Source organism: Glycomyces algeriensis (genome assembly GCF_027622855.1).
GTDB classification, from domain to species: Bacteria; Actinomycetota; Actinomycetes; order Mycobacteriales; family Micromonosporaceae; genus Glycomyces; species Glycomyces algeriensis.
Map to the genome: position 1 here is coordinate 38,261 of NZ_JAPZVR010000009.1, position 6,000 is coordinate 44,260.

General features: G+C 69.2%; 4 protein-coding genes. All 4 read right to left on the bottom strand.

The window, feature by feature from the left end:
• Nucleotides 1-218: 218 nt before the first annotated feature.
• The 4 genes from O2L52_RS16910 to O2L52_RS16925 all read right to left on the bottom strand — a co-directional run bounded on the left by O2L52_RS16910 (nucleotide 219) and on the right by O2L52_RS16925 (nucleotide 5,823).
• Nucleotides 219-3,263: a S8 family serine peptidase gene (locus tag O2L52_RS16910; RefSeq protein ID WP_270116928.1), complete on the bottom strand. Its 3,045-nt coding sequence runs from the start codon at nucleotides 3,261-3,263 to the stop codon at nucleotides 219-221.
• Nucleotides 3,264-3,493: 230 nt separating this feature from the next.
• On the bottom strand, nucleotides 3,494-4,084 hold the full coding sequence (locus tag O2L52_RS16915; protein WP_270116929.1) for a DUF1707 SHOCT-like domain-containing protein: 591 nt from the start codon (nucleotides 4,082-4,084) through the stop codon (nucleotides 3,494-3,496).
• 36 nt (nucleotides 4,085-4,120) lie between these two features.
• Nucleotides 4,121-4,561 carry a hypothetical protein gene (locus tag O2L52_RS16920; protein ID WP_270116930.1) on the bottom strand — a complete coding sequence of 147 codons (441 nt, stop codon included), beginning with the start codon at nucleotides 4,559-4,561 and terminating at the stop codon, nucleotides 4,121-4,123.
• A gap of 395 nt (nucleotides 4,562-4,956) precedes the next feature.
• Complete coding sequence (locus O2L52_RS16925; protein WP_270116931.1) at nucleotides 4,957-5,823, bottom strand: hypothetical protein; 867 nt, start codon at nucleotides 5,821-5,823, stop codon at nucleotides 4,957-4,959.
• Nucleotides 5,824-6,000 lie beyond the last annotated feature (177 nt).

Sequence of the window (6,000 nt, forward strand, 5' to 3'; positions counted from 1 at the left end):
CGGTCAATCATTCGAGTGAACTTCCGCGCCGCCCGCCCCGATCCGGGGCCGTCCTGTCGGACCCCGATGCGACGCTGGACCCCTTCCTTCCCCTCTGGGAGGGTGGGGGCTAGTGGATGGTAAACGCGACAGCGCCCGCCGCAGCCGACCAAGGACCTTCCGGCCCCGGCCGCCCACGACGGGCGCGTCGATCACATCGAACCTTGCGGCTCAACCGATCAGGTAGTGATCCCCACGATCGTCGAATCGATCGCGGCACCGTCGGCCGAGTAGTTCACCGTGCCGAGGAACCGCTGCCCCTCAGCCAGGCCCGACCACGTCAGACCCACCGAGTAGTCATCGCCCATCGCGACCGACTGCTCGGCCGGATCCACGACGAGGTTCCCCTCGTCGGCACCCGGAACCACCCAAGCGTGCAGCTTCGCCTCCAGCGGCGAAGGCCCGGCCCACTCGTCCACGAACACCACGAACGTGTAGCCGCCCGGCAGCGACACGGTCTCGTTCGAACCGCCCGAAGCCGAACTGCCCACCAGCGTCAACGCGCCGTCAGCAGCCTTCGTGTACACGAACAGGTCAAGGTCCGTGCCCGCCGGGTGATCCGCGTCGAAGGTCGAGAAGCGCACCAGCGCCGCATCCTCCGGCGTCGTGAACTCGTACGACACCGCGTGCGAGTTCTCCACCGGCGCGTCCGACGGGAACGTCGACGAATCCGGGTCCGACAGCGAAGCCGTCTTCACCTCGGAAGCGACCAGACCCGACACCGAAGCGCCCAGCGAACCGTCGAAGCCCGACGTACCCGTCAGCGTCGCCGAACCCGAAGCGCCCGTGAACGTCGCCTCATCCGCGGCCGCCAGCTGCACGGGCTTCACCACGATCGGCGAACGGACCTCGTGCACCGTCTTGGTGCCCTTCTTCTCCACCCACGTGACATCGCCGAACGCCCACTCGTCGAACGCCGCGTCAGTACGAGTGATGGTCAGCGTGTACGTCGCCGACTCACCCGGCTTCAACGTGAACTTCGTGACGTCGGACGTCACCGAGAAGCCCGCCGGAGCCGTGATCTCGGCCTTGTAGGAGCTCTTCTTCTCCGACACGTTCGTCACCGTACGCGTCACCTGGTACGAACCCGTGAGCTCCGCGACCGTGATCGACGGGTAGTTCAGCTGCGACGGGTCGATCGAACCCAAAGCGTCGCAGTACGACTGCACCTTCCCCGCCTCAGGCGTACCGCAGATGTACTGGATCCACTCGGTCGGGTTCGACTCGTACACGAGACCCGGATCGAACATCGCCTGACCGTCGACATGCCCCGCACCGAAGTCGAACGGCGTCGCATCCGCGCCACCGCGCTGGATCGGGTCCCCGTTCTGATCGGTCTGGTACGCCGTCGTCATGATCGCCGACTTGACCGCCATCGGCGACCACTCCGGGTGCGCCGACTTCAGCAGCGCCGCCAGACCCGCGATGTGCGGGCTCGACATCGACGTGCCCTGGTTCGTCGCGAAATCGTTCCCCGCGTGGTTGAACGGCGTGATGCCGGCCAGGATCTCCACACCGGGAGCCGTGATGTCAGGCTTCAGCAGGTTCTGCTCCGCCGCCAGCGCCGGACCGTTCGACGAGAACGCCGCCATGCTCGGCGCGTTCTGGTAGTCCTGCTCCGACGTCTCGACCTCGATGCGCGGGTTCGACTTCGAATCCACCCACTCGGCCAGCGCCAGACCGTCCTCGTAGTTCACGTGCACCACGGGAACCGCCTGCGACGTCACCGTCGTGGCCGCACCGCGCTCGTACTGGTCGCGCACGATCAGCGCGACACCGCCCGCAGCGGCGACCTGGTCAGCGTTGGCGCTGAACAGGTTCCCGCGCTCGCAGATGATCGCGAAGTCCTCGGTCTTCGCCGGGTCCAACGTGCCCGCGTCGCAGCGGGACGCCGCAGCCGGGTCGGTACCGTCGTACGCCGCGTCGACCGCGTTCTTCACGTACCACTTCGCCTCGCCGACCGCCGCGGCCGCGGGGATCTCCTCGCGGCCGAACTCGACCTCGGTGCGGAACGTCTGGTCGTGCGTCGACGCGCCGACCGTGGTCACCCACGGCTCCTGGTGGTCCACAGTGGAAGTCGGGCCGTCGTTGCCGGCGCTGGCCGCCACGAAGACGCCGGCGGCGGCCGCGTTGAAGAACGCGAGCGACACCGAGTCGATGAACTCGGGGGTGCCGGTGGAGCCGATCGAGAAGTTGATGACGTCGACGCCGTCGTTCACGGCCGCTTCGATGCCGGCCACGAGGTCGGCGCCGGGGCAGCCGCCCCAGCAGACCTTGTAAGCGGCGACGCGGGCGGCCGGGGCCATTCCGGAGAACGTGCCGACCTTCTCGCCGTCGATCTCGACCTTGGTCTTGTAGTTGCCCGCGGCGGTCGTGGCGGTGTGGGTGCCGTGGCCGTCCTGGTCGCGGGGGGAGGCGAAGCCGTCTTCGGCGTAGCCCCAGGTGTCGAAGTAGCGGGCGCCGATGAGCTTGTTGTTGCACTCGACGTTGTTGGCCGGGTCCTCGTCGACGCCGGCGACGCACTCGCCGTTCCACTTGGCGTCGATGACGTCCTGGTCGGGGCGGGGCTCGGAGAGCGGGGCCAGGGCCGGGTTCTCGGGCCAGACGCCGGTGTCGAGGACACCGACGATGACGCCTTCGCCGGCGTCCTTCGGGCCGCCGAACTCGTCTTCCCAGGAGCCGTTGCCGCCGGAGAGCCCGAGGAAGCTCGAGGTGTCGACCGCGGCGGTCGGCTGGTAGATCGTCTCGGGGATCACCGCGGCGACGTCGTCGCTCGCGGCTAGTTCCTCGGCTTCGGCGGCGGTGAGGTTCGCGGCGAAGCCGTTGAGGACGGTGTCGTACGCGGCGGTCGCGTCGACGTCGTACTCGTTGATGACCGCTTCGCGCTCCTCGGCGAGGGTGCTGCGGTACTCCTCGACGGCCGAGGCCTCGAAGTCGATGGTCTCGCCCTCGGCGGGGGCGGTGGCCTCGTGGGTGGCGATGGGGTCCGAGGCGAGCTGGACGATGTAGTTGCCGTCCTTGTAGTCGATCGGCAGCGCCGCACCCTCTTTGAGGTATTCGGGTGTGACCTCAGGGAGCGTGGGGGGCTCGGCCGAGACGGGTGCGGCGGCGGTGGTGAACGCGATGGCCACCAAGGGGACGGCCGCGGCCGCCATGACGGCTCTGGTTCTGGCTCGGGCGCGCGTCGACGCGCGCCCTCGCCTGCGGAGGGACGGAGATCCCATGCGATGAGCTCCTCTCAAGGGGGACGTGCGCCGTGGGTGAGTGCTCCGGCGCGGACAGCGATCTGCGGCCGCGCCGCGGCGCACGGAAACGAGCCTATTGCGAGGTTGGTTCGCTGTAAACCCTCATATGAGGAGAATGCCGGTATCAGGCATGACTGTTATGAGGCCGTGACATCTTCGGTTCCGGCAGGTGGTTATTCAGTGAATTGCGCGCATTGCGAAATGCGCGATCACCAGCGCCACCAGAGGAATCGGCGCTCGTGGCGAATCGTCACGGAGCCGAGCTGTGTCCTGCCCGCGATGACGAATCGGATGCCGTTCCCTCCCTTGTAGGGAGCGTGATTCGTCACGGAGCCGAAAGTCGCCTTCACGCCGTCGTCGACGGCGTAGGCCCCGGCGGGGAGGACGACCTCGAGCGAGGACATGTTCGAGTCGAGCTTGATCTCCACGGTGTCGCCGATGATGGTGGCGTGGCGGCAGTCGAGCTTGACCGAGCTCATGGAGCCGGAGACGACGACCTTCGAGGGGACGATCCACTCGCCCTTGCGCTCCACGGAGGAACCGGTGGGGCTCAGGCGCAGCTCGGCCGGGCCCTCGGGGACCGGCCGCTTGGCGGCCGGCACGACGAGGGCGCCATCGGTGTTCGGCAGGTCGGCGAGGAGGCGCTCGACCTCGCCGTAGGTGCGGGCCTCGTAGACCTGGCGGGAGCGGTCCGCGAACTCGTCGAGGTCGAGGCGGCCCTCCTCGGTGGCGGCGTGGAGCCTGGCGAGGATCGCCTCGCGCTCGGCGTTGGAGACGCGCATGTTCGGGTCGTGCGTCATCGGTGGCTCGCATGGTTCGTCATGGGGTTCATCGGGTCAAGGCTTCCTCGTCGGACCGGGCTTCAGCCGCCGGGGCCCGCGCACCAGCCCGCCGTTGCACCATTCGTGGTAGTCGAACAGGTCCGGCTGGCGGATGAGCGCTTTCGTGTTGGCGGCCCAGAGTTCAACGTACTGGTCGCGGGATTCGACCGCCTTCTCGAGGAGGCGGTCGACGCGCTTGCGCGAGTGGACCCGGAAGTTGGTGCGCACGGCGTCGCCGGCGTAGATGTAGAGCACGTGGAGCGCGAAGGAGCGCTTCGGGCAGGTCGCGTCGGCGGCGAGGTCGAGCCAGGTGTCGACGAGCTCGTCGGTCGCGAGGGTGAGGTCCCACTGGCGGCCCTCGGGGGCGGTCGAGTACGGGTCGAGCGCCCAGTCGCGGATCTCCTGGGGGGTGGGCACGGCGGGACGCGCGAACCCGGTGAAGGACCCTTCCGCCACTGCCGCTCCTGCCGATTCGAACGATGCTCGCACCGATCCTAGCCCGACCCCGCCCCGATCCCGGTCCACGATTGCAAACCGTGAGACCGCCCGGCGGGCCGCGAATCCGGGAGGGATGCGGGTGTTCCCGGGCAAAGCGGGCGCGACCGCTCGGGCCCCCTGGGGGCCCTCCCCCCGCCCCCCCACCCCACCCCTCCCTCGTCAACCCACGCCCACCCACCGCTCGACCGCCCGCCGCCCTATGCCGGTCCGACCGCCTGCGGTGGCGCCGGCCGCTCGGCGGTGCGAGTGGCCCGCAGGCTCGTCGTGTCCGGGATTGGTTGTCGCACTTCAGGTCTGGTTCGCCGGACCGGTGGTCGGGAGGCGCCTTCCCGCGCCACCGGTCCGGCGGTGGTTCAGCCTCGGCCCACCGCCATGTGCACCGCCTCGATGCGCTCGTTGATGTCGCGCAGCTCATTCGGGTTCGGGTCCCAGCCGCGGTCGAGGAGCGTCTCCCGGAGCCGGACCAGCCACGGCCGCGGGTGCTCCATCACATCGGAGGCGGTGAGGACCAGGACCTCCCAGCCGAGGTTCTCGAGCAGCTGGTGGCGGCGCCTGTCGTTGCTCTCTGCGGCCAGGCCGAAATGCGTGCCCAGGCCGTCGTACTCCACCCCGACCTGCCACCGCTCCCAGCCGAGGTCGAGGAACTTGGAGCGCCCGTTCGGTGTGCGCACCCGCAGCTGCGGGACCGGTGCCGGCAGGCCCGCGTCGCCGACCAGGCAGCGCGTCCAGGACTCCATCGGCGACTCCGACCGCGGATCGGCCGCGAGCAGCGTCGCGTTCGCCTGTCTGAGCCGGTCGCCGTGCAGCGACTCGAGCGCGGCCGACAGGCTGCCCGCGTCGATGCCGGCCCGCAGGAACTGGTCCGCGGCGGCCACCGCCTCCAGCCGGGGGAGATCGGCCGCGCAGTCGACCAGGGTGCGCGCCAAGCGGGTCACCGGCAGGCCGTCGATCACCGTGATGTGCGCCAGCGGCGGATCGGGCGAGCTCTCCACCGGCCACTCGCGCTGGTCGGCCCCCGGCGGCAGCACATCGAAGCCGTGTATCCAGGCCGCGGTGCGGCCGGTGGCCACCAGACTGAAGTCGGCTTCGAAAGCGGCCTCGAAACGCATGAGGAGGTCCTCAGGGGTCTCGCCCGCATCGTGGAGCGGCTCGTCGAGCGGCCGGTTCATCGTGGCCGTCATCGCTGCTGAACTGGTGCGGTACATCGGTATCTGCGTCATATACCAACTGTCGCCGACTCGCTGCAGAGCGTCAACGACTTCTTTTCCGCCTGTGGATAACTTGATGGGTGGAATGCGGAATCGCAGTTCAGTGGCCTGTGGACAACTTTCGCAGCAGATGTTCCAGCAACAGCAGCGGCGCGGGCCGCCTCCCCTGGGGAGGCGGCCCGCGCCGCT